This is a genomic window from Streptomyces sp. UW30 (genome assembly GCF_008042075.1).
Taxonomy (GTDB): Bacteria; Actinomycetota; Actinomycetes; order Streptomycetales; family Streptomycetaceae; genus Streptomyces.
Genome location: NZ_RDBN01000038.1, coordinates 17727 through 37201, shown reverse-complemented (window position 1 = coordinate 37201; position 19475 = coordinate 17727). Strand labels below are relative to the sequence as shown.

The following is a 19475-nucleotide window of genomic DNA, read 5'->3' as shown; positions in this document are numbered from 1 at the left end:
CCACTGCCACCGCCGCCCCCGAACCGAGCCACGCGCAGGGGCAGCCCCCGGTCCTGCGCCTCGGCGACCAGGGACCGGAAGTCACCGAACTCCAGCTGCGCCTGCGCCAGATCGGTCTCTACGCCGCAGACGTCGACGGCGACTACGACCGCCGGGTCGAGAGCGCGGTGGGCACGTACCAGCTCACCCGAGTCATCCTCAGCGACGAGTCGGGCGTCTACGGCGGCGCGACCCGCACCTCGCTGGAGTCGGAGACCTCTCAGCCGTGACGGGGCGAGCCGGGGCGGGTCAGGACAGGTCCCGGCACGGCAGCGCCCGTTCGTCGGCTTCGCCGGTCCCGTCCCTCACCACCCGGTACACGGACGCGCCCGGCGACCGGGACACGGTCTCCGTGAGCCGGCCGTCCGTGAAGAGGGCGCCGGTGCCGTCGTCGAGGGCCCATCCGGCGGGCAGGGCTCCCTTCGCCACGGCCGACCTGTAGGAACGTCGGCGTCCGGGTTCGCTGTCGTAGTGCGGGCACACCGAACCCGGCAGCAGGCCGAGGCCGTCCGCGAGGTGGGTGAGCGGGCCGAAGGAGTCGGTGTGCGAGCCTTCCGCCCAGCAGTTGGCGCCCGCGCTGATGCCGCACATGAGGGTTCCGTGGTCGTAGGCCTCGCGCAGCAGCCGGTCCACACCGTGCACGCGCCACACCGCGAGGAGGTTGGCGGTGTTGCCGCCACCCACGTAGATCACGTCCTGCGCGAGCACGAAGGCGCGCAGCGCGTCATCGTCGAGCTTCCTGTCGAACAGGGGCAGGACGGAGGGTTCACAGTCCGGGCGGTCGCTGAACGCGGCGAGGAATCTCTCGACGTACGCGGGGGCGTCACCGCTGGCGGTCGGCAGGAAACACACCCTGGGCCGGGGACTACGCGCATGCCCCAGCACCCAGTCGTCCAGCAGCCCGTCGGCGTCCGTGGAGAAGCCTCCGCCGAGGAGAGCCAGCAGGTGCGGGCGACTCGTCGTCACGGGGTCGCCCCTTCGTCCGCCACCGGGCTCGGTGCGAGCGCCTCCTGTTCGCGGACATGCCCGCGCCGCAGCGCCGATGCGCCGAGGAAGCCGAGTGCGAGGGCCGCGAGGACGCCGAGGTTGGCGTAGGCCCAGTCGCCGGACCTGCCGCCGAGGCCCAGGGGGCCCAGCAGATAGCCCTGCCATTCCAGCCAGCTCGCCGTCGAGTTGGTGACCAGGCCCCAGCCGAGGGCGGTGGCGGTGAGCGTCAGGAGCAGCGGGGTGAGCGGTACGTCGCCGTAGCGGCCGGTGGGGCGGTAGAGGTCGGGCTCGTCGTAGTCGTGGCGGCGCAGGGCCAGGTCGGCGAGCATGATGCCGCACCAGGCGGCGATGGGGACACCGAGCGTGGTGAGGAAGCCCATGAACGGGCCGAGGAAGTCGTCGGCGACGAAGACGATGTAGATCGCGCCGACGATCATCAGCACTCCGTCGAACAGCGCGGCCACGTAGCGCGGCACGCGCAACCCCGCCGAGAGCAGGGCCAGGCCGGACGAGTAGATGTCGAGGACCGCGCCACCGACCAGGCCCAGGACGGCGACGATCACGAACGGGACCAGGAACCAGGTCGGCAGGAGCGTCGTCAGCGCGCCGATCGGGTCGGCGGCCACGGCCTCGTCGAGCTTGGCGGAGGAGCCGGCCAGCAGCAGGCCGACCAGCAGCAGGAGCAGCGGGGCCAGGGACGCGCCGAAGGTGGTCCAGCCGATCACGCCTCGGCTCGACGCGCTGCGCGGCAGATAGCGGGAGTAGTCGGCGGCCGCGTTGACCCAGCCGAGACCGAAGCCGGTCATCATGAAGACCAGCGCGCCGATGAACTCCTGGGCGGACCCTGCCGGTACGGCGCTGACGGCGGACCAGTGGATGTGGTCGGCGACGAGGGCGACGTAGACGATCGTGAGCACGCCTGTGACCACGGTGATCACGGTCTGCAGCCGCATGATCAGGTCGAAGCCCATGACGCCGACGACGACGGTCAGCGCCCCGACCAGCACGAGGGCGACCACCTTCGTCCCGGTGCCGCCGCCCCAGCCGAGCCGGGCGAAGACGGTCGCGGTGGCCAGGGTGGCGAGGGCGCAGAGCACGGTCTCCCAGCCGACGGTGAGGACCCAGGAGATCACCGACGGCAGGCGGTTGCCGCGCACGCCGTATGCGGCGCGGCCGAGCACCATCGTGGGCGCGGAGCCGCGTTTTCCGGCCACGGCGACGAACCCGCACAGCAGGAAGGAGAAGACGATGCCGACGACCCCTGCGGCCAGCGCCTGCCAGAAGGAGATGCCGAAGCCGAGCGCGAAGGCACCGTAACTCAGGCCCAGGATCGACACGTTGGCGCCGAACCAGGGCCAGAACAGCGTGCGGGGCGTGCCTTRGCGCTCGGTGTCGGCGATCACGTCGAGGCCGTGGGTCTCCACGCGGAGCCCCCGCCCCTGGGGTCTGCCGTCGAGTGGGTCCGGGGAGGTGATCATCCCGGCATCGTCGCACCGCTCGTCCCGCCGCGGAACACCGTCTGCGGGTGTCCGTCGCGCTGGTTGCCATGCTGCAGTCACTCATCCGAGTGGCTCTTGGTGTACGCCTTGCCTTCCGAGGGTGATCTTCATCAGACAACAGCACCCACCTCACAGGAGTACGCATGCGTATGCGCACCGCATTCACTGCCGCCGCCCTCGGAACTCTGTTCGTCCTGGGCGGCGCTGCCGCTGCCCACGCGGATGTCGACGACCAGAGCAGCGTCGGTGCCGGAAGCCAAGGAGCCCCGGCCTGGCAGGGGCCCTCGTTCGACGAGCCGGCCGGCGCCGGTTTCGGCAGTGAAGGGACCCAGGACGACATGCAGGAGGGGCAGCAGGGCTTCGGTGACGCCGACACCTCGTTCCTTCAGTAGGTAGACGTATCGGCCTCGCCTTCATCGCCGCTCGACGTCGGCGGTGTCCAGCAGGCCGCTCAGCAACCGCGAGGACGCCCCGTGCGCGTGTCGCGCACGGGGCGTCCTCTGCCGTGGCCCGGGCACACGGGCGGGCGGGCGGCAGGCTGCTTCAGCCCAGCTTCTTCAGCAGTTCGGCGGCGAGCGGGGCGGAGGAGGCGGGGTTCTGGCCCGTGACCAGGTTGCGGTCGACGACCACGTTCGGGACCCACGGCTCGCCCACCTGGACCTGCACGCCCGCCTCGGTGAGCCGGTCCTGGAGCAGCCACTTGGCCCGGTCGGCGAGGCCCGCAAGGGTCTCCTCGGCGTTGGTGAACGCGGCCACGCGGTAACCGGCGAACGTGTTCGTGCCGTCGGCCCCGGTGGCGGCGAGCAGTGCGGCGGGGGCGTGGCAGACGACACCGAGCGGCTTGCCGGAGTTCAGGGCGAGGGTCAGCAGCCTGCCGGAGCCGGCGTGAACCGCCAGGTCCTCCATCGGGCCGTGACCGCCGGGGTAGAACACGGCGGCGTAGTCGTCGAGGTGCACGTCCTCCAGCCGGATCGGCTCCCGCAGCTCCGTCATCGCGTCGAGCACGGCGGCGATCCGGTCGGCGTTCTCCTGACCGCCGTTGGCGGCGGCCGCGAGGCTGCCCTTGTCGACGGGCGGTACGACACCGCCCGGCGTGGCCACGACGATCTCGTGACCGGCAGCCTTGAACGCCTCGTACGGGGCGGCGGCCTCCTCGGCCCAGAAGCCGGTGGGGTGCTTGGTGCCGTCGGCCAGCGTCCAGTGGTCGGCGCCGGTCATCACGAAAAGGATCTTCGACATGCGGGGGCTCTTTCGAGAGGGGGTCCAGGAGGTCCCGACGCCGTGCGCGCAGATCGTCAGGACGTCGATGCCCCGACCGTACGCAAGATCTGCCATTGGAATCCAATAGGCTCGTCCATATGAGACATAGGGATTCCAATGAGGCGGTGGAGGAGGCCCAGCTCGGGGGCGCAGCGCCCGTGGACCTGAACCTGCTGCGCACGTTCCTCACCGTGTACCGCACCGGCTCCTTCACCGCCGCGGCCCGGCTGCTGGGCCTGTCCCAGCCGACGGTCACCACGCAGATCCGCACGCTGGAGCGGCAGCTGGACCGGGAGCTGTTCCAGCGCCTGGCGCGCGGTGTGGCCCCGGCCCCCTACGCGGACGAGCTCGCCGCCCGGATCGTCGAGCCGCTGGACGCCCTCGCCACCGTCGCGGGGGCGGGCGGGTCGGCCGACGTGCACCCGGCGGAACCGGTGCACCTGGCCGGTCCGGCCGAGCTGCTGACCCACCGTGTCATGCCGACCCTCGCGCCACTGGTCGACAAGGGCGTACGGCTGCGCATCACCCCGGGCCTGACCGAACCGCTCCTGGAGGAACTGCGGGCCGGCCGCTACGACCTGGTGCTGTCGACCTACCGGCCACGCGGTCGGGCCCTGGCCTCGGTGCCGCTGGTGGACGAGGAGTTCGTGCTGGTCACGGCTCCCGCCTGGGCGGAGCGCATCGGCGGCCCGGCGCGGCTCGCGGCCGACGGGCCCGCCGCGCTGCACGGTGTACCGCTGGTCGCCTACGCCGAGGACGTGCCGATCGTGCGCCGCTACTGGCGTCATGTCTTCGGGCGGCGTCTGACCCGCCAGCCGGCGGTCACCATGCCGGACCTGAACGCGGTCAAGGCCGCGGTGGCGGGCGGTACGGGATTCAGCGTGCTCCCCCGCTACCTGTGCTCGGCCGAACTGTCCTCGGGCGCGCTCGTCCTGCTGCACGACCCCGACGATCCGCCCATCAACACCGGTTTCCTGGTCCAGCGCCCGGGATCCTCCGGCAACCCCCATGTCGCCCTGGTCCGCGACCACCTGCTGGAGACAACCCGCGACGGGTGACTCCCGGCGCCTCACCCGGTGTCCGCCCGCAGCGCGTGGGTGCGCAGCGCCAGCAGCGCCTCGAACCGGAACCGCGGGTCGCCGAGCCGGTCACCGAACAGGGCGGCGCTGGCACCACGGCTCAAGAAGGCCGGGTACTGCGTCTTCGCCCTCAACCACGGTGGCACTTCGGGCCCCCTGCTCGGCACCGACGACATGGCCGACTCGGCCCGCCGGCTGGCGGACTTCGTCGACCGGGTCAGGGCCGCGACCGGCGCCGTGAAGGTCGACCTGGTCGGACACTCACAGGGCGGGATGATGCCGCGCCACTACATCAAGAACCTCGGCGGCGCGGCGTCGGTCGACAAACTGATCGCCCTCACCCCGTCCAACCACGGCACCACGTTCTCCGGCCTGGGCCTCCTCGCCCTGGCGATCCCCGGCGGCACCGCGGTGCTCGGCTCGGGCTGCGCCGCGTGCAGCCAGCAGCTCATCGGCTCGGACTTCCTCCGGGACCTGAACGCCGGCGCCGAGACCGACCCGGGCGTCACCTACACGGTGATCACCACCCGGTACGACGAGGTCGTCACCCCGTACACCTCGGCCTATCTGGACGCTGCCCCCAACGTCACCAACGTCAAGCTCCAGGAGGTGTGCCCCGCCGAGTTCGTCGACCACGTCGGCATCAGCTACAACGACCTGGCCACGCGGCTCGTGCTCAACGCCTTGGATCCGGCTCACGCACAGCGCCCCACCTGCTGACCGCGCGTGTCCCGTGGCCGCGCGGCCACGGGGCACGTTCAGTACTTCTTCGCGCCCGCCACGATGGCCTCCCGGATGCGGTGGTACGTCCCGCAGCGGCAGACGTTGCGGATCTCGTCGAGGTCGGCCTCGCTGATCTCGCGGCCCTCCTGGCGGGCCTGGCGGACCTTGGCGACGGCGGTCATGATCTGGCCGGGCTGGCAGTAGCCGCACTGGGCGACGTCGTACTCCAGCCAGGCCTCCTGCATCGGGTGCAGTTCGCTGCCGACCGTGGCGGGCAGGCCCTCGATGGTGGTGACCTCGTCGGTGGGACGCAGGTCCTTCACGGGCACCGAACAGGGGTTGAACGCCTTGCCGTTGATGTGGCTCGTGCAGGCCTGGCAGACGCCGAGCCCGCAGCCGTACTTCGGTCCGGTGACGCCGAGGACGTCCCGCAGCACCCACAGCAGCCGTACGTCGTCCTCGATGTCCACGGTCACGGACTCGCCGTTGAGGATGAAGGTGTGTTCGGGCACGGGGGCTCCTAGAAGGCGCGGCTCAGGCCGTCGGTGGGGGACGCCGGGATCGGCGGGGTGGTGGGCAGCGGTTCGAAGCCGAGCGGTTCCTCGTGGTTGAGGGGGAAGGTCGTCGGCATCGTGCCCGTCGCACGCCCGTAGGCGCAGGCCACGGCCGCCATCGCGCCCGCGACGGCCAACTCTCCGGCGTCGCCGGGCGAGTCGGTGGTCGGCGGCATCACGATGATCTCCAGCTCCGGCGGGGTGTTCCACTGCCGGGTGTAGAAGTAGTTGTCCCAACTGCCCTCCAGGAAGTGCCCGTCGGCGAGGTGCAGTCCGGAGCTCAGGGTGATCGCGATGCCGTCCATGATGCCGCCCATCATCTGGGCTTGGAGGCCGCGCGGGTTGACCGCGAGACCCACGTCCACGGCGCAGACGACCTTCGTGACGCGGGGCCCGGTGTACGCGTCCGGGATCTCGCGTCCGGTGGTCTGCGGGCGGCAGTCGATCTCGGCGAGGACCGCGACGTACGCGTGGTACTCGGGGTGGAGCGCGATGCCCTGCGCCGTCCCGGCCGGCATGGCGCGCCCCCACTCCCCCGCCTCGGCGACCTTGTCGAGGACGGCCCGTGCCCGCTCGTCCTTGAGGAAGGCGCGGCGCAGCCGGTAGGGGTCCTTGCCCATGCGCTTCGCCAGCTCGTCCACCACCAGCTCCTGCGCGCAGCGCACGTTGGGCGAGTAGATGTTGCGCATGGAACCGGTGTTGAAGCCCTTGTCGGTCTCGCTGAGCAGCTGGGTGACGAGCCCGAAGTGGTAGGGGGTCTGCTGGGTGAGCGTGAAGATCGTCTCGGAGAACGTGAGGTCGCCGACGGGCAGGCGGCTGGCCCCGGCGGTGATGATCTCGCCGACGCCGTGGCCGAAGTCGGTGGCCACGGAGGTGTGGCGCTGGTCGTAGGTGAGGACCTGGCCGAGCGCGTAGGTGGCGCGCACCCGTGAGGTGGACATGGGGTGGGTCCGGCCCTGCCGGAAGTCGTCGGTGCGGTGCCACATCAGCTTGACCGGCTTGCCCATCGCCCGCGAGACCTCGGCCGCCTCACCGGCGGCGTCGTGGAACAGCTTGCGGCCGAAGGAGCCGCCGCCCTCCGTCACATGGACCTTGACCGCGCTCACCGGGAGTCCGAGCTTGAGCGCGATCTCCTCCTGGGCGACGATCGGCGCCTTCAGGCTCGCCCAGATCTCCGCCGAGTCCTGCCGTACGTCGGCGACTGCGCAGTTGGTCTCCAGCGCGCTGTTGCTGGCGAAGTGGAAGGTGAAGCGGGCGTCTACCGACTTGGTCAGCAAGTCGAGCCCCGGAAGCGGGAGTTCGGCCTTGCGCAGCTCGGCGCGGATGCTGTCGTCGGAGGCGTCCTCGGCGGTGCCGGGGCCCCAGTCGACCTGGAGCGCGCGGACCGCGTCGATGCACTGCCCGAAGGTGCGGCCGCGCACGGCGACGCCGGTCGGGACGCGAACGACGTCGGTGATGCCGGGCATGGCCCGCACCGCGTCCAGGTTCTGCACCGAGCGGACGGTGCCGTTGATCGTCGGCGGCCGGCACACCATCGTCGGCAGCGCGTCCGGCACGTGGACGTCCATGGCGAACTTCTTGCGGCCCGTGACCGCTTCCAGCGCGTCGATGCGCCGTCGGGCGGTGCCGATCACCTTGAAGTCGGCGGGCTCCTTCAGGGTCACGGCGACCTGTCCGGTGGCCACCGAGGCGGCCTTCTCGGTGAGTTCGCCGTACCCGATGCTCCTGCCGGTCACGGTCGAGGTGATGACCCCCGCCTTCGCGGTCAGGGTGCCGAGGGCCTCTCCCAGTTCGAGTGCGGCGGCCCGCAGCAGACGGCCGCGGGCCACGGCGGCGGCGACGCGGATCGGGGTGTAGGTGGAGACGGTGGTGTTCGAGCCGCCGGTGAGCTGGTTGAACAGCAGCTCCGGTCGTGCGTCGGCGAGGGTGACGTGGATCTTCTCCAGCGGGAGGTCCAGCTCCTCGGCGATGAGCATGGCGCTGGAGGTGGTGATGCCCTGGCCGACCTCGGCCCGCGGCAGGGCGAAGGAGGCCGTACCGTCGGTGTCGAGCCGGATCGTGATCAGGTTCGCCGTGGGCAGCGCGGCGTGAGTGAGCAGGTCGTTGAGGTCGTAGATCTCGGCCGGGCCGGGCACCGAGGGGACCACCGCGGCCGCCTCGGCCGGCGCGAGGACCGTCTCACCGAGGGGTGCCGCGACGGTCAGCGTCGACCCGGCGACCACATAGCCGAGGAATCGGCGTCGGCTGACGCCTTCGGGGCGGGCGGCGGACACGGTGTCCGGGCGCCCCGTCCCTTGGCCCGGCCGCTCCGAGCGGTGGTGCGTTCCCATCGGCTGACCTCCCGGCGACGTGACGTGCGGGCCGTGCCCGGCGGCTCCTGACTGTGCACGGCCCGCACGCGTTCCGGAAGTTCCTGGCGGCGCTTCGACACGCAACGCCCACAACAGCCTCACCTGTGAAGGCCGGCGCGGCCAGGAATCACGGCATCGGTGTCACCTCGCCGTCGCCGCACACGCGCCGGCTGCGCACTCCGTCAGCCACTGGTCGAAGTCGGCGTCGTAGCGGGTGCCGATGTCGGTGGCGTAGACGGCATGGCCGCCGGGGTAGTCGCCGACGCGGAAGCGGGCGAGCATGCGCTGGACGTCGTCCGGATGCTTCTCGAACATGTAGCGGACCGCGAGGTAGCCCCACGGGTAGGTCCGCGTGACGTCGCTGTTGGTGTACGTGTTCTGGAAGAGGGTGCTCAGCCGGTAGGTGTGCCGGCCCGCCTCCGTGACCGCCTGGTCGTAGGTGATGCCGCGGTAGCCGTAGGAGACGTACTCGGCCAGTCCCTCGATCCACCACACGTCCGGCACCGACGTCTGCTGGGCGAAGTCGCCCTTCATGTTGTGGCGGGCGTCGAGGTAGTGGGTGTACTCGTGGTTGAGGTTCCAGATACGGGCGGCGTGCCCGGTGTCCTGGCTCTTCTGGTACATGACCGCGAACGGCTCGTTCGCGGGGTCGGCCGGGTTGCCGATCAGGGTCATGCCGCCGTTGTCCGTGCTGATGCCGAAGATCGCTCCGGCGTAGGTCCGGTAGTCCTCGCTGCTGGCGAAGACGAAGAGGTCGAGGGTCGACAGGTACTGGCCCGGGATGGGTCCGTCGTCGCGGACGAGGTCGTGGACGTACGCGTCCTGGCGCAGCACGCTGGCGCACGCCGCGTCGAGGTCGGCCGAGGTGAGGGACTGGGCCCGGATCGTGCGGTCGGCGTTGCAGGCGTGGGTGACCGGCAGGGCCGCGCGGGTCAGTTGGCCGGCCAGGTCGCAGACGCCGTAGTAGGCGCACTCGGCACCGTCGTAGGAGTCGGCCTGCGTCGCCACGGCCACCCACAGACCGGCGGTGGGGCCGGTGATGCGGGTCGTGTCCAGCAGGTGCTTGGCCAGGGGGCGCACCGTCGTCCGCAGTGCCGGGTGCTCGACGTAACGGGCCACGTTCATACCGGCGTTGGAGGTGAGGTACGCGCGGTCGGTGCCGAGCAGGTCGAGGTGGTCGAGCGCGAAGGCGTGCAGGGTGCGGACGACGGACGGGTCGGCGGTGACCGCCCTGACGTAGTCGGCGTTCCAGTTGCCGCGCCAGAGCGGGGTGTACACGGAGTTGACGGCCGCCAGCATGCTGAAGATGGCGTCGTAGGACCTGTCGTAGCCCTTCAGTATGCGCTGGTAGACCGGCAGATAGCGGGCCTGCCGGTCGGCGCTGTCGGTGAGGATGACGACCTCGCCCAGCACGTCGCCGTTCGCGTCGGTGACATCCCCCGAGTGCGGGCGGGCGAAGAAGGCGTCCAGGCCGCGGGTGGTGTTGCGGGCGAGGACCGTGCCGTAGGGGCCGACATCGTCCGGGTGGTTGAACTGCACGTAGTAGCCGGCCCGCAGGAACAGGACGAGCTGCCACACGCGGGAGGCGTTGTCGCCGCTGTAGGTCCTGGCCGCGCGGGTGAACGCCTCGGCGATCGTGACCATCTGGGACTCGCGGAACACGGCGCGCGCGTCGGTTCCGGTGACCCCGAACAGGGTGTTGACGCAGTCCGTGGTCGAGGCCTTGACGAACGCGACGAGTGCGGCGCCGGTCCTGCCGCCGAAGTCGCCGGGAGTGCAGGGTGCCGCATTCAGTCCCGGCTCCGAGCTCGGCCGGGTCGGGACGCGCGGCGGCGTCAGGGGAGGCAGGTGGGTCCGGTTCAGCGACCGGTCCTGTACGGCGGGACGGGCGGCGGCGTCGACGGTCCGGCCGGTCGGTGGCGGCGGCTGTGTCGTGACCCGGGATGCGGCCGGGGCGGCGTCGGCGCGGGGCGCGGATGTCGCGAGGGCCGGCGTCGACAGTAGGCCGCTGACGGTGACGCAGGCTGCGAGGGCTGTGACCATGCGTCTGCGCAGCACGAAGCGGTAGCGCATCTGGATTCCTCCACGGATGGATGCGCCTCGATGTGGGGTGCTGAGGCGTGTGTGGCACTGTCTCAACGCCACCGCGCACCAACAATGCCGTGTGACATAGCACATGGCACCGGATCGCCATAACACGCGTACCGGGACCGCGCGTTGCCGCCTATCCCCCGGCCGGGCTCCAGGTGCGCGCGGCCCATGCCTTCAAGTGCGGGGACTGGCCGACGAGTTGGCGGTGGGCGGCGGTGGCGGACTGCACCAGCGCTTCGGCCACGTCGTCGGCGACCGCCGCACGCCTCCAGGCCAGCACATAACGGCACCACAGCGGCGTGCCGACGAGCGGCTTGACGACCACGTGCGGGACCGGCCGCATCGTCGGCTGCACGACGGCCACGCCGAGCCCGTCGGCGATCATCCCCTGCAACTGCTGCTGGTCGCCGAGGAATTCGTGCACGGCCGCGGGTGTGAAGCCGGCCGCCGTGCAGGCCGTGTAGAAGACGCCCGGCCATCCGGCCCCGTCGTCCGGCGTCAGGAACCAGTCCTCCCCGGCCAGGTCGGCGAGCGCGACCTGCGTGCGCTGGGCGAGCGGATGCCGGGACGGCAGGGCCACGAACGTCGGCTCGGTGACGATGCCGCGATGGGCCACCGCGTCCGAGTGCTCCAGCTCCCTGCCGGGATAGTCGGCGGCGATGGCCGCGTCCACCACGCCCTCCTCCAGCAGCTCGACGATCCGGGACGAGGCGTACACGCTGCTCACCGCGAGCGAGACGTCCGGCAGCCGTGAGCGCACGCCCGACACCATGCCGGCCAGCATCGGTGAGTTGGTCGCGGCCACGCGCAGGGGCCGGCGCTCGGGCCCGGCACCCGCGGCCGGTCGGCGCCCGATCGCGTCGGCCCGGGTGAGGACGTCGCGTGCCTGGGCGACGACCTCGAAGCCGTACGGGGTCAACCGCACGCCCGTCGGGCCGCGCTCGAAGAGCGACTCGCCGAAGTACCGCTCGATGCGCCGGAGTTGGGTGCTCATCGCGGGCTGGGAGTAACCGAGCTCGGTCGCGGCCCGGCCCACGCTCCCCGCGTCCGCGATGGCACACAGCACGCGCAGATGCCGCAGCTCCAGCTCCACCCGCTCACTCCTCCTTCACGTCGACACAGTATCGCCCGAACGAAAGGGTCAAATGCGAGTGAATCAGCACACTCTCGGCTCGCACCGACCCCCCTCTGAAAGCTCGCCCAAACCTGCGGTTAGCATATGAGCGCCACCTAGCTCGAAAGATAGGCCCCGTGACTGTCAACGACGACTCGTTCACCAACTGGAAGAACCGCGAGGAAATCGCGGAGTCGATGATCCCGATCATTGGGAAGCTGCACCGGGAGCGGGACGTGACCGTCCTTCTCCACAGCCGCTCCTTGGTGAACAAGTCGGTGGTCAGCATCCTGAAGACCCACCGGTTCGCCCGGCAGATCGCGGGCGAGGAGCTCTCGGTCACCGAGACGCTGCCGTTCCTGAAGGCCCTCGCCGCGCTGGACCTCGGCCCGTCGCAGATCGACCTCGGCATGCTGGCCTCGACGTACAAGGCCGACGACCGCGGTCTGACCGTGGAGGCGTTCACCGCCGAGGCCGTCGCCGGTGCCACCGGCGCCAACAAGATCGAGCGCGGCGAGGGACGGGACGTCGTCCTGTACGGCTTCGGCCGTATCGGCCGGCTCGTGGCCCGTCTGCTGATCGAGAAGTCCGGCTCGGGCAACGGTCTGCGGCTGCGCGCCATGGTCGTGCGCGGCGGCGGCGAACAGGACATCGTCAAGCGCGCCTCCCTGCTGCGCCGCGACTCCATCCACGGCCAGTTCCAGGGCACGATCACGGTCGACGAGGCGAACAGCACGATCATCGCCAACGGCAACGCGATCAAGGTGATCTACGCGAACGACCCGTCCGAGGTCGACTACACGGCGTACGGCATCAAGAACGCCATCCTCATCGACAACACCGGCAAGTGGCGCGACCGCGAGGGCTTGTCCAAGCACCTGCGCCCCGGCATCGACAAGGTCGTGCTGACCGCGCCGGGCAAGGGCGACGTCCCCAACATCGTGCACGGCGTCAACCACGACACGATCAAGCCGGACGAGCAGGTCCTGTCCTGCGCCTCCTGCACCACCAACGCCATAGTCCCGCCGCTCAAGGCGATGGAGGACGAGTTCGGTGTGCAGCGTGGTCACGTGGAGACCGTCCACTCGTTCACGAACGACCAGAACCTGCTGGACAACTACCACAAGTCCGAGCGTCGTGGCCGCAGCGCGCCGCTGAACATGGTCATCACCGAGACCGGCGCCGCCTCGGCCGTCGCCAAGGCGCTGCCCGACCTGAAGGCCCGGATCACCGGCAGCTCCATCCGTGTCCCGGTCCCGGACGTGTCGATCGCGATCCTCAACCTCCAGCTGGGGCGCGAGACGAGCCGCGAGGAAGTCCTCGACTACCTGCGCGACGTGTCGCTGACCTCGCCGCTGCGCCGCCAGATCGACTTCATCACGGCGCCCGACGCGGTCTCCAGCGACTTCATCGGCTCCCGCCACGCCTCGATCGTGGACGCGGGCGCGCTGAAGGTGGAGGGCGACAACGCCATCCTCTACCTCTGGTACGACAACGAGTTCGGCTACTCCTGCCAGGTCATCCGTGTCGTCCAGCACGTCTCCGGGGTGGAGTACCCGACCTTCCCCGCCCCGGCGGTCTGATTTCCGCCCGACCGCCCGGCGCCGCGCGAGCGTGCGCCGGGCGGTCGTCGCCGTTCGCCGGGTCAGTGGCCCCGGAACGCCTCCTCCAACCACCACGAGCCGTGGTCGGCGACCACCTTGGCGTCGATCAGCAAGGGCGCGGTGCGCGGCCCGGCGACCCAGTCCGCCACGGCCTTCAAGTCGGCGCGCGTCCGCACGGTCACGGCCTCGAAGCCATAGCCCCGCCCCACGGCGGCGATGTCCGTCGGCGGGAAGCGCACGGTGTCGAGGGGGTGCCCGGCGGGGCCGAAGTGGTGCACCTCGGCGCCGTAGGCCTCGTCGTCGTACACGACGACCACCATGGGCAGCCCGAGCCGGCGCACGGTGTCGAGTTCGACGGCGCCCATCAACGCGCCGCCGTCTCCCAGGGCGGCCACGGGCAGCCGGTCCGGCTGGGCCAGCGCCGCCCCGATGGTGGTCGCCAGCCCCAGCCCGATCGACTGGAAGGCCTGCGTGAAACAGAAGCCCTTCTCGTCCGGCACCGACAGATACATCGTCGGGTAGCCCATGAAGTTGCCCGAGTCCACGCCGACCACCCGCTCGGCGGGCAGGATCTCGTCGAGCGCGATGCTGAGCGTCCTCGGGTCGATCCGCTCGCGCGAGCTCGTGTCCTCGTACGGCACGTCATGCCAGCGCAGTCGCGCCGCGAGGGCCGCTCGGACCTCCGGCGTCCGATAGCCCTCCCGTGCTTCCCCGCCCTCCTCGAACACCCGGCGCGCGGTGCGGCGGACGTCGCCGGTGACCTTGAGGTGGACCGGCCTGTGCGCGCCGAGTGCCGAGGGGTCGTCGTCGATCTGTACGACGGTGGCGTGGGCGCCGATGAGCCGGCCGTGCCGCATCGTCCACATGTTGAGCGCGCAGCCCCAGCCGACGATCAGGTCCGCGCCCTGGATCAGTTCGACGGCCAGGGGTGAGGCGAAGCCTCCGGAGACGTCCAGGTTCCACGGGTCGCCGTGGAAGAGCGCGCGGGCCACGGCCGAGGTCGCGAGCAGCGCGCCGTAGCGCTCGGCGAGGGCCGTGAGGGCCTCCCGGCCGCCGGGTTCCCGCGCTCCCCGCCCCGCCACGAAGACCGGGCGCCGGGAGCGACCGAGCAGCTCGGCGAGAGCCGTCACGTCGGCCGCGTCCGGCTCCACGCGGGCCCGCGGCGTCGGTGGCGCCGCCTGTGCCAGGGCCCCGTCCGGGACCTCCGACGCCTGTACCGGCAGAGGGAGGTTGAGCAGGACGGTACGCCGCTCCCGCACGGCCAGCCGGACCGCCGCGCAGGTCTGCTCGACGGCTTCCTCGGCCGACGTCACCCGGACCGTGGCGGCTCCGACCGCCCGGGCCAACGCCTCCTGGTCGACATGGAAGTTGGACCGGGTCTCGGTCACCTCGGCCGCCAGCACGATCAGGGGCGTACGGCTCTTCGCAGCCTCCGTGATGCCGGTCATCGCGTTCGTCAGGCCGGGCCCCTGGTGGACGCTCACCGCCGCGACCTCGCCGCTGGTCCGGGCGTACGCGTCCGCCATCGTCGCCGCGCCGCCCTCATGGCGTGCGGCGACGAACCGCGCCCCCGCCGCGACCATGGCGTTCGTGACGTGGAAGTTGCCCGATCCGACGACTCCGAAGACCTGACCGACCCCGGCCGCGCACAGCGCCCGGCCGACCGCTTCCGCGACGTTCATCGGCGCTCCACCAGGGCGAGCACGCGCGCGGGGGCGCCGGAACCGTTCACGATGGGCAGCGGTCCCGCGATGACGACGGAGCCGGTCGTGGGCAGCGCGGCGAGGTTCTGCAACTGCGTCAGGCCGTACTTGTCACTGCCCATGAGGGAGGAGTGGCAGGGAAAGGCCGGGTCGAAGGAGTGCGCGGCGCCGGCGTCCGTGCCCACCGTCTCGACGCCGAGGCCGATGACCGGCGACTCCTCGGCGACCCAGCGAGCGCACTGCGGCGACAGGCCGGGGGTGTGCGGGCCGCTGTCGTCGGCGTTGAGGAACGCCTCCTGGGAGTGCGAGCGTGCGTCCCAGCCGGTGCGCACCAGCAGCCAACCGCCTTCGGGCAAGGGGCCGTTCTCGGCCTCCCATGCCTTCACGTGGTCGATCTCGACCAGGAAGTCGGGGTTCTTCGCGGCTTCGGCGGTGAAGTCCAGCACGACCGCAGGTCCGATCAGACGGCGGGCCGGCACCGAGGCGACGTCGGCGAGGTCCTTGCCGGTGACCCAGTGGTTCGGGGCGTCGAAGTGGGTGCCGGTGTGCTCGCCGCTGCGGAAGTTGTTCCAGTACCAGGCGGGGCCCCGGTCGTCGTACCGGCTGATCTCCTCCAGCTCGAAGACGGCCGTCTGGCCGAACTGGGGCGGCAGTTGGATCACCGGGGTAGACGACGACAAGGGCGATGTCAGGTCGACGACTTCGATCGATCCGCCACGCAATCCGGAGACCAGCGCGGCAAGAACGGACGGCTCGGACATGGCGCCTCCTCGAAAGGACGGTGTTCGCCCTGACAGCATCTCAGCCCTGCCCCGTCCTGTTCGGTGGCCCGACCCACCGATGCGCACATGGCGCCGCAAGGCCGTGACAGGGACCACACAGGCTCACGTGTAGGGCGCATGAAGGTCCGGATAAGGTGAGGCTGGCCTAACGGCCGACCCAACTGCACCAAGAGGGAGCCCTGTCATGCTTCACCGGCGTCGCGGCCCGGCCGCCATCGCTCTCGCCGTCGCCGCGGCGCTGTCCCTCGCGGCCTGCGGCAGCTCCGACGACGGCGCGGACAACGCGGGCTCCGCGGCCGGCGCCGGCGACAAGAAGGGCGTCGCCAAGGGCGGCAAGGACTTCGCGTCCGCCGCGAAGAAGACGGCCGAGATGGGCACCGACGCGGGTCCTGGCCAGTGGCCGCGCACCATCGAGCACGCCATGGGCGAGACGGTCATCGAGTCCCAGCCCAAGCGAGTCGTGGTCCTGGACGTCGGCGAGCTCGACAACGTCGTCTCGCTCGGCATCAAGCCGGTCGGCCTCGCCCCGACCGAGGGCTCCCCCGAACTGCCCTCCTACCTGAAGAAGGACGCCGGCGAGCCGGCGAACGTCGGCACGATCAACAACCTCAACCTCGAGGCGATCGCCGGTCTCAAGCCCGACCTGATCCTCGGCAGCCAGCTGCGCGCCGCGGACAAGTACGACGAGCTGTCGAAGATCGCACCCACCGTCTTCTCCATCCGCCCCGGCTTCACCTGGAAGGAGAACTACCTCCTGAACGCCGCGGCCCTGGACAGGACCGCCGAGGCCAAGGCGAAGCTCGCCACGTACGACAAGAAGGTCGACGAACTCGACGCCAAACTCGGCGCGGACAAGCCGACCGTGTCGATGGTGCGCTACCTGCCCGACGGGGTGATCCGGCTCTACGCGAACGCCTCGTTCATCGGCACCATCCTCAAGGACGCCGGCATCCCACGCCCCGAGAACCAGGACATCGAGGACCTGGCCGCCGAGGTCAGCGCCGAGAACATCGACCAGGCCGACGCGGACTACATCTTCACCGGTGTGTACGGCGACGCGAAGGCCACCGACAAGTCCCGGGCACAGGGCAACCCGCTGTGGAAGAACCTGAACGCGGTCAAGGCCGGGCACGCCTACGACGTTCCGGACGAGACCTGGTACCTGGGCCTGGGCGTCACCGCGGCCGACGAGGTCCTCGCGGACCTGGAGAAGTACCTCACCAAGTAAGCACACCCATTCGCCGCGCCACCTGAACAACAGCAAGAGGAACCGCATGTCCCGTGCCACCCGGCGCCGTATCGCCTGGACGGTCGCGGGCATGCTCCTGCTGTTCCTCGCCGCCCTGCTCAGCCTCGCCCTCGGCAGCCGGCAGATCGCCCCGGCCGAGGTGTTCGACGCCCTGCTGCGCGGCGGCACCGGCGACAACGCGCAGGTCGTGCGCGCGCTGCGGGTCCCGCGCACGGTCATCGGCGTGATGGTCGGCCTAGCCCTCGCGGTCGCGGGGGTGGTCATGCAGGGCATCACCCGCAATCCGATCGCCGAGCCCGGCGTCCTCGGTGTCAGCCAGGGCGCCGCGCTGGGCGTCGTGTGCGCCATCGCGTTCCTCGGGGTGCACACGCCGAGCGGATACGTCTGGTTCGCGTTCGCCGGCGCGGGGCTCGCCGCGGTGGCCGCCTACGCGGTCGCGGGCAGCGGGCGCGGGGGTGCCTCGCCGGTGAAGCTGGCGCTGGCCGGGGCCGCGATGAACGCGTTCATCGCCTCCGTGGTCTCCGCCATCGTCACGACCGACGCCCGCGCCCTCGACGAGTTCCGCTTCTGGGACGTCGGCTCGATCGGCGGCCGAGGCGGTGAAGTCGTCGCGCAGACCTGGCCGTTCCTGCTGGTGGGGCTGGTGCTGGTGGCCGTCGTGGCACGAGGTCTTGACGCCCTGGCGCTCGGCGACGACGTGGCCCGGGGGCTGGGGCACCGGGTCGCGCTCGTACGGGCCGTAGGCGCGCTTTCCGCGACGGTGCTGACCGGGGTGGCCGTCGCGGTGGCCGGTCCGATCGCGTTCGTCGGGCTGGCCGTCCCGCACATCGCGCGGGCGCTGGTGGGAGCCGACCACCGCTGGGTGCTGGCGCTGTCGGCGCTGCTCGGCCCCTCGGTGATCCTGGTGTCGGACGTGCTGGGCCGTGTCCTCTTCGCGCCCTCGGAGGTTCCGGTGGCGGTGATGACGGCGTTGCTCGGCGTGCCGTTCCTGGTCGCGCTGGTACGGAGGAAGGCGACGGTGCCGGCATGACGCAGTCCCTCGAAAGAACCGTTCCCGCCGTCCGGCGGCTGCGCCCCGCCGGCTACACCGTCGTCCGCGTCGGGGACGGCAGCTTCCTGCTGCACCGCCGGGCGTGCGCGGTGGCGGTCCTGCTCGTCGTTGTCCTCGCGGTGGCGGCCGTCGTGTCGCTGTGCGTGGGCGAGTCGTTCGTCGCCCCGACCGAGGTCGTCCACGTGCTGCTCGGGCAGCCGAGCCCGGACGAGCTGGTCGTCGGCACGCTCCGGCTGCCCCGGCTGGTGACGGGGCTGCTGGTGGGCGCCGCGTTCGGCGTCTCCGGCGCGCTGATCCAGGCCGTAGCCCGTAACTCCCTCGCCAGTCCGGACGTCATCGGCGTCACGCACGGGGCGGGCGCGGCGACGGTGACCGCGATGACGTACGGGCTCACGTCGTACGCCGTCCTGCCCTATGTCTCGGTCGCCGGCGGGCTCGCGGCGGCGGCACTCGTGTACGCCTTCGCCTGGCGGGGCGGACTGCATGCCACGCGCTTCGTCCTCGTCGGGATCGGCGTGTCGATCGCGCTCGGTTCGCTGACCCGGCTGTTCCTCACCAAGGGCGACTATCTGGTCGCCCAGCAGGCCAAGGTGTGGCTGACCGGTTCGCTCAACGGCCGGGGCTACGACCAGGCCGCGCCCCTCGCCCTGGTCCTCGCGGTGCTGGTCCCGGTGCTGCTGTGGGCGGCGCACGCCCAGCGCATGGTCTCCCTCGACGACAGCACGGCGACCGCGCTGGGGGTACGGCTCGGTCCCGTCCGGCTGGGGCTCACCGCGCTCGGCGTCGTGCTGGCGTCCGTGGCGACCGGCGCCGCCGGCCCGGTCGACTTCGTGGCGCTGCTCGCCCCGCAGATCGCCCACCGGCTGACCCGCACCGCCCAGATCCCGCTGTTGTCCTCCGCTCTGACCGGCGCCACCATCGTGGTCGTCGCGGATCTGCTGGCCCGCCGCCTGTTCTCACCGGTCGAGCTGCCCGTGGGCGTGCTCACGGCGGCGGTCGGGGCGCCGTATCTGATGTGGCTGATTGCTCGCACTCGCCGTGCCCGCGAGGGAACCTGAAGGGGCGCAATGGCGTTCTTGTCTGGTAACGGGGTGGCAGGTCGGCCTGCCGACAGGAACGAAGGTGACACGATGAGTGACAAGGCCCGCAAGCTGTTCGAGGCACTCGACCTCGACCACAACGGGACCCTGACGCGCGCGGAGGTGATCATCGCCCTGCGGACGAAGGGGCCGTCGCTGGCCGCGTCGGGAGATCTGCCGGTCTGGGGCCTGGGCGACGAGGACGCCTCCTCCGCACTGTTCGACGCCGCCGACCAGAACGGGGACGAGGTGCTGACCCTGGAGGAGTTCGCGGCGGTGGTGGACCGCCGGTTCGGCTGGCGCTGAGCCA

At 71.2% G+C, this 19475-nt stretch carries 18 protein-coding genes; 9 read left to right on the top strand and 9 right to left on the bottom strand.

Annotation, left to right across the window (positions count from 1 at the left end; translation table 11 throughout):
• Nucleotides 1–269 (top strand): peptidoglycan-binding domain-containing protein (locus EAO75_RS29290; protein WP_147998211.1); only part of this gene is annotated, 269 nt, incomplete at its 5' end.
• A gap of 19 nt (nt 270–288) precedes the next feature.
• Here EAO75_RS29290 and EAO75_RS29285 read toward each other — a convergent pair.
• Together EAO75_RS29285 and EAO75_RS29280 are read right to left on the bottom strand one after the other, a co-directional pair.
• Entirely contained in the window at nt 289–1005 is a 717-nt protein-coding gene (locus tag EAO75_RS29285) for a peptidase E (protein WP_147998157.1), read from the bottom strand.
• On the bottom strand, nt 1002–2504 hold the full coding sequence (locus tag EAO75_RS29280; RefSeq protein WP_147998156.1) for a purine-cytosine permease family protein: 1503 nt from the start codon (nt 2502–2504) through the stop codon (nt 1002–1004). Before EAO75_RS29280 ends, EAO75_RS29285 begins: the two co-directional genes overlap by 4 nt.
• 170 nt (nt 2505–2674) lie before the next feature.
• On the opposite strand from EAO75_RS29280, the gene EAO75_RS29275 reads away from it, so the two are divergent.
• A complete protein-coding gene (locus tag EAO75_RS29275; RefSeq protein WP_187284626.1) occupies nt 2675–2917 on the top strand; it encodes a hypothetical protein in 243 nt (80 codons plus the stop codon).
• Between the two features lie 151 nt (nt 2918–3068).
• On the opposite strand, the gene EAO75_RS29270 is transcribed toward EAO75_RS29275, so the two are convergent.
• Entirely contained in the window at nt 3069–3764 is a 696-nt protein-coding gene (locus tag EAO75_RS29270) for a type 1 glutamine amidotransferase domain-containing protein (RefSeq protein WP_147998154.1), read from the bottom strand.
• 119 nt (nt 3765–3883) lie between these two features.
• On the opposite strand from EAO75_RS29270, the gene EAO75_RS29265 reads away from it, so the two are divergent.
• Nucleotides 3884–4843, top strand: a complete 960-nt coding sequence (locus EAO75_RS29265; RefSeq protein ID WP_147998153.1) for a LysR family transcriptional regulator — start codon at nt 3884–3886, stop codon at nt 4841–4843.
• 108 nt (nt 4844–4951) lie between these two features.
• Nucleotides 4952–5584, top strand: coding sequence for an esterase/lipase family protein (locus EAO75_RS29260; RefSeq protein ID WP_261989480.1), 633 nt, complete (start codon nt 4952–4954; stop codon nt 5582–5584).
• A 38-nt stretch (nt 5585–5622) separates the two neighbouring features.
• Here the strand turns inward: EAO75_RS29260 and EAO75_RS29255 are convergent, their stop codons facing one another.
• The 4 genes from EAO75_RS29255 to EAO75_RS29240 form a co-directional block, all read right to left on the bottom strand.
• Nucleotides 5623–6099, bottom strand: a complete 477-nt coding sequence (locus EAO75_RS29255) for a (2Fe-2S)-binding protein (protein ID WP_147998151.1) — start codon at nt 6097–6099, stop codon at nt 5623–5625.
• An 8-nt stretch (nt 6100–6107) separates the two neighbouring features.
• Nucleotides 6108–8471, bottom strand: coding sequence for a molybdopterin cofactor-binding domain-containing protein (locus EAO75_RS29250; RefSeq protein WP_147998150.1), 2364 nt, complete (start codon nt 8469–8471; stop codon nt 6108–6110).
• Nucleotides 8472–8633: 162 nt separating this feature from the next.
• Nucleotides 8634–10565, bottom strand: coding sequence for a collagenase (locus EAO75_RS29245; protein WP_147998149.1), 1932 nt, complete (start codon nt 10563–10565; stop codon nt 8634–8636).
• Nucleotides 10566–10716: 151 nt separating this feature from the next.
• Nucleotides 10717–11676, bottom strand: a complete 960-nt coding sequence (locus EAO75_RS29240; RefSeq protein ID WP_147998148.1) for a LysR family transcriptional regulator — start codon at nt 11674–11676, stop codon at nt 10717–10719.
• 158 nt (nt 11677–11834) lie between these two features.
• Between EAO75_RS29240 and EAO75_RS29235 the strand changes: the two genes are divergently transcribed.
• On the top strand, nt 11835–13280 hold the full coding sequence (locus EAO75_RS29235; RefSeq protein WP_147998147.1) for a glyceraldehyde-3-phosphate dehydrogenase: 1446 nt from the start codon (nt 11835–11837) through the stop codon (nt 13278–13280).
• 62 nt (nt 13281–13342) lie between these two features.
• On the opposite strand, the gene EAO75_RS29230 is transcribed toward EAO75_RS29235, so the two are convergent.
• Together EAO75_RS29230 and EAO75_RS29225 are read right to left on the bottom strand one after the other, a co-directional pair.
• The gene (locus EAO75_RS29230; protein ID WP_147998146.1) at nt 13343–14983 is read right to left on the bottom strand and encodes a thiamine pyrophosphate-binding protein; all 1641 of its coding nucleotides are present in this window, start codon (nt 14981–14983) and stop codon (nt 13343–13345) included.
• Nucleotides 14980–15765, bottom strand: a complete 786-nt coding sequence (locus EAO75_RS29225) for a cyclase family protein (protein ID WP_147998145.1) — start codon at nt 15763–15765, stop codon at nt 14980–14982. Before EAO75_RS29225 ends, EAO75_RS29230 begins: the two co-directional genes overlap by 4 nt.
• 205 nt (nt 15766–15970) lie before the next feature.
• Between EAO75_RS29225 and EAO75_RS29220 the strand changes: the two genes are divergently transcribed.
• The 4 genes from EAO75_RS29220 to EAO75_RS29205 all read left to right on the top strand — a co-directional run bounded on the left by EAO75_RS29220 (nt 15971) and on the right by EAO75_RS29205 (nt 19471).
• A complete protein-coding gene (locus tag EAO75_RS29220; RefSeq protein ID WP_147998144.1) occupies nt 15971–17014 on the top strand; it encodes an ABC transporter substrate-binding protein in 1044 nt (347 codons plus the stop codon).
• Between the two features lie 46 nt (nt 17015–17060).
• On the top strand, nt 17061–18065 hold the full coding sequence (locus tag EAO75_RS29215) for a FecCD family ABC transporter permease (RefSeq protein WP_147998143.1): 1005 nt from the start codon (nt 17061–17063) through the stop codon (nt 18063–18065).
• A complete protein-coding gene (locus tag EAO75_RS29210; RefSeq protein WP_147998142.1) occupies nt 18062–19144 on the top strand; it encodes a FecCD family ABC transporter permease in 1083 nt (360 codons plus the stop codon). Before EAO75_RS29215 ends, EAO75_RS29210 begins: the two co-directional genes overlap by 4 nt.
• A gap of 72 nt (nt 19145–19216) precedes the next feature.
• Nucleotides 19217–19471 carry an EF-hand domain-containing protein gene (locus tag EAO75_RS29205; protein WP_147998141.1) on the top strand — a complete coding sequence of 85 codons (255 nt, stop codon included), beginning with the start codon at nt 19217–19219 and terminating at the stop codon, nt 19469–19471.
• Nucleotides 19472–19475: the final 4 nt, after the last annotated feature.

Excerpts from the sequence above, each read along its gene's own strand:
- EAO75_RS29275 (WP_187284626.1), top strand. The coding sequence starts at position 2,675 with ATGCGCACCGCATTCACTGCCGCCGCCCTCGGAACTCTGTTCGTCCTG.
- EAO75_RS29270 (WP_147998154.1), bottom strand. The coding sequence starts at position 3,764 with ATGTCGAAGATCCTTTTCGTGATGACCGGCGCCGACCACTGGACGCTG.
- EAO75_RS29265 (WP_147998153.1), top strand. The coding sequence starts at position 3,884 with ATGAGACATAGGGATTCCAATGAGGCGGTGGAGGAGGCCCAGCTCGGG.
- EAO75_RS29250 (WP_147998150.1), bottom strand. The coding sequence starts at position 8,471 with ATGGGAACGCACCACCGCTCGGAGCGGCCGGGCCAAGGGACGGGGCGC.
- EAO75_RS29245 (WP_147998149.1), bottom strand. The coding sequence starts at position 10,565 with ATGCGCTACCGCTTCGTGCTGCGCAGACGCATGGTCACAGCCCTCGCA.
- EAO75_RS29230 (WP_147998146.1), bottom strand. The coding sequence starts at position 14,983 with ATGAACGTCGCGGAAGCGGTCGGCCGGGCGCTGTGCGCGGCCGGGGTC.
- EAO75_RS29225 (WP_147998145.1), bottom strand. The coding sequence starts at position 15,765 with ATGTCCGAGCCGTCCGTTCTTGCCGCGCTGGTCTCCGGATTGCGTGGC.
- EAO75_RS29220 (WP_147998144.1), top strand. The coding sequence starts at position 15,971 with ATGCTTCACCGGCGTCGCGGCCCGGCCGCCATCGCTCTCGCCGTCGCC.
- EAO75_RS29215 (WP_147998143.1), top strand. The coding sequence starts at position 17,061 with ATGTCCCGTGCCACCCGGCGCCGTATCGCCTGGACGGTCGCGGGCATG.
- EAO75_RS29210 (WP_147998142.1), top strand. The coding sequence starts at position 18,062 with ATGACGCAGTCCCTCGAAAGAACCGTTCCCGCCGTCCGGCGGCTGCGC.
- EAO75_RS29205 (WP_147998141.1), top strand. The coding sequence starts at position 19,217 with ATGAGTGACAAGGCCCGCAAGCTGTTCGAGGCACTCGACCTCGACCAC.